Annotated in this window: 4 protein-coding genes; 2 read left to right on the forward strand and 2 right to left on the reverse strand. The window is 60.0% G+C overall.

Features of this window, described 5'->3' with window-relative positions; all coding sequences use genetic code 11:
* Positions 1–701: 701 nt before the first annotated feature.
* Both AC1DX0_RS33720 and AC1DX0_RS33725 read left to right on the forward strand, forming a co-directional pair.
* Complete coding sequence (locus AC1DX0_RS33720) at positions 702–1,007, forward strand: hypothetical protein (RefSeq protein ID WP_477223601.1); 306 nt, start codon at positions 702–704, stop codon at positions 1,005–1,007.
* 62 nt (positions 1,008–1,069) lie between these two features.
* Entirely contained in the window at positions 1,070–1,252 is a 183-nt protein-coding gene (locus AC1DX0_RS33725) for a hypothetical protein (RefSeq protein ID WP_477223600.1), read from the forward strand.
* A gap of 328 nt (positions 1,253–1,580) precedes the next feature.
* On the opposite strand, the gene AC1DX0_RS33730 is transcribed toward AC1DX0_RS33725, so the two are convergent.
* Both AC1DX0_RS33730 and AC1DX0_RS33735 read right to left on the reverse strand, forming a co-directional pair.
* Positions 1,581–2,195 carry an acyl-homoserine-lactone synthase gene (locus AC1DX0_RS33730; RefSeq protein WP_477223599.1) on the reverse strand — a complete coding sequence of 205 codons (615 nt, stop codon included), beginning with the start codon at positions 2,193–2,195 and terminating at the stop codon, positions 1,581–1,583.
* A 66-nt stretch (positions 2,196–2,261) separates the two neighbouring features.
* Positions 2,262–2,990, reverse strand: coding sequence for a LuxR family transcriptional regulator (locus AC1DX0_RS33735; RefSeq protein ID WP_477223598.1), 729 nt, complete (start codon positions 2,988–2,990; stop codon positions 2,262–2,264).
* Positions 2,991–3,051 lie beyond the last annotated feature (61 nt).

Here is a 3,051-nt window from a genome sequence, read left to right on the forward strand (position 1 = left end):
CATCGACTGTTCCCACCCCGACCGAGCGGCCTCGACTGAAGCTTTCCCCGTCCGGCAGCAGTGGACCGACGACCACAAGGCGCATAACTCTCCTATGGCGCCTCACGCGCCAGACCTCGCCAACGACAACGCAAACCGGAAGATATCTAGCGACCGTCGCCGCGGCCTTGCACAAGGCCATGCGAGGGCTGGACGCGCCCGCTGAATTGCTGGCGTTAGCCGTCGCGCCGCCTGTAAGCGCTACCCAGCGGCTGGCGGTTTGCGCCGACCCTGTCGCCTGTGTCGCTTTCCTTTTCCGATGTCACGTGCAGGACGAGCGCGATGGGTGAAATTGCAGATCCGTCCCCGTCTTTGTGCGGCATACACCCCTATGTCGGCGGAACATCAATCATACCCTCTTGAGAGCCAAGCTGCGGGGATCGCCGAGCGGCCGCAAGGGCCTCGGTAGATTGCTGGTGGCTGTCGTAACGGGTCGAATGACCGTCACGGCAATCCTTGTCGCGTTCGGCCAGCCTAGCAGCAAGCGCGGCCTCCGCAGCTTTGATCCGCGCCAGCCGCAGCAGATGCGATCCTGTAGGGCTAGCACTATGCAGCGCCTCCATCGGTCCGCGCCCGTTGCCAGCTGGTTTCGCCACAGGAACAAAATCGTGGCAGCGATGTTTAGGTGGCGAAGGGCAACTTAAATTCTCGGAGAACTGATTATGAAATCAACCCTGATTCTGGGCGCGCTGGCACTTTGCTTGGCTGCGCCTTCGATTGCCTCGGCCGATGCGATCGTTCTGACCACGAACCAGCACCGACATCATCACCGTGCGCAAGCCGTCGTCATCAATGAGGACGGCGGTCGCCTCCATCATCGCCGGCATGGCAGCGAAGCGTTCTACGACAACGGCAATCGCCATCATTGGCGCAGGCATCATCGTCACGATGTCGTCGTCATCAAGCGTTCGGACGACCGCCCGATGCACCGTCATCGCCACGTCGTCATCCAAAACAACGATTACTGATCTCCGACTCCAGACCCGGCTCTCAGATTGGAGCCGGGTCGATCGGCTGAAGGATTGGGCACATGAGCCCGACTTTTCCTTACAACCCAGAAATCGCCAGGAGCGGTCCAATCTACCGCGCTGCCAGGCTCGCGCTCCTGCAGCACGAGTTGATGCTGTGCTTCCAGGACACCGACGCTGCAGCCCAGAAGGTCGAGCGAGCGGTGGAGACGCTGGCTCACATGAACGCTTCCGCGCCGCACTAGCCGAGACCCTCTTTGGCATAGACGGAACCCTGATCGTCAACGCGCGTTGGCGTTACATGGTGCATTATCTCAAATCCGTGTTTAGGGAATTGTTGCCTGCCTGGCTCAGGCGCAAATCGATCAAAGTGGATGCGCGTATGGGTGAGAAGCCGCCGACACGCGAGCTTGTCGGCGCAGCGCCACCGCGGCGATATCGTGGTCCGGTCAGGCCGAATTCTTCTTCTTCCTTCAGAGCTATATTCTGAGCGAGTACCGAGGGGGTAAGCCTGTAGAATTTGCGCCAACGATCGACCCCTCGCGGGCTCCCCGAAAGTGCCTGGATACGAGCCTAGACGATGTCCGCAAGTATGACGCCGTTGATTTCGTACGCGCGGCGCGTCTGTTCAACAGCCTCGGGCGTGACGTCGATCAGCAACGCGATGATATCGCCGTCGGGATGTTCGAGACCGTCACCGAGCTCGGTCAGCGTCCAGCCGAGGGCGCGCAGCCGTTTCGGCCAGAACGTCTCGCAGACCACACTGATCTGCCGAACCCCCAGACGTTGAGCGATTTCGAGCAGACCGCAGAGAACCAAGCCGGCGATCGGCGACGGGCTTCCGTGCGTGCGAAGGGATGGAACGACGAAGAAACGCGTCCATTCGAAAATTTCAGCCGCGCGCGGAGGCCTGCCGCCGGCGAGAACCGGGAAGACTTCGCTCATGAGATGCGGCTCCAGCGTCGGCACGAGACGGGAGCCGCCGACGACCTTGCCGTTGGTGTCAAGCGCCAGAACATAAAGCGTATGCTCGTTGTCGAAGGCGTCGATCTCGATGTTGATGGGCCGTGCGACGGCGCGCCAACCCCTCTGCTTGACGTAAATCTCGTAGCGTAGCCGAAAGTAGCGCTCCAGAATTTTCCTGTAGTGCTTCCTGTTATCCCAAGTGACCAGATGTATACGAACCATGACGCCTCCAGGCGGAGGGTCGTAGAAAAATGGACTTGCCGTCCGTATGACGGAATTCAGGTATTGCTAAATCTGGATTTCCTGCCGTCGCAGCGCCTTGACGATGGCGTGCGCGACATTGATCGCGTCGAGCTTTGCTCGAATGTTGCGCTGGTGGCTTTCAACCGTGTTCCTGGTGACACCGAGGATACAAGCGATGTCATCGGTGGATTTGCCTTGCGCGCTCCACTCCAGGAGTTCGCGCTCACGGGCCGTCAAGGGCGTGGTTTCATCGCCGTCGGCGGGTGTTCCCAGCGCGGAGAGGCTGCGAAAGGTGTGCACGCAAAGCGTTTCGATAAGGGGCATGGCGCTTGGCGGAACGTCCATCCGGTCACTCGCCATAGTGACGACACCTGGCCCGGCCAATGGGACATGAATTGGGACGCAGATACCTTCTTTCATCCCGAACTCAGCCGCCTCGTCCATGACCAGCTTCGCGCGTGCAACCAGCCTTTCGGCGGGCAGCTCGCCCCATCGGAAAGGCTCTGGCGAGTGCCGGCACTGGGCGACACAAGGATCGTGCAAAAAATATTCCTCCGTGACATAGCGACGGTGCCATTCAGGAGACCAGCCATCAGCAAGAATTTCACGCTGCCAGTCCGTACCGTGCGGCACAGGCAGTCCGGTGACCAGAAAATTGCGCAATCCGTAGCGTTCCATGGCTAAGCGGAACGCCTGAAGGATCGCATCAGCCGACCGCGCGGTGTCGATCTTCGTGATCGCCGCAAAAAGGTCGATAACAGTTTCGTTCTCCATCGGTAGACCTCAACCACAGTCAGGCCCTACCCCGCGGAACAACCTATGGCTGTCTAGACAC

The organism is Mesorhizobium sp. P3_A9, from assembly GCF_056402975.1.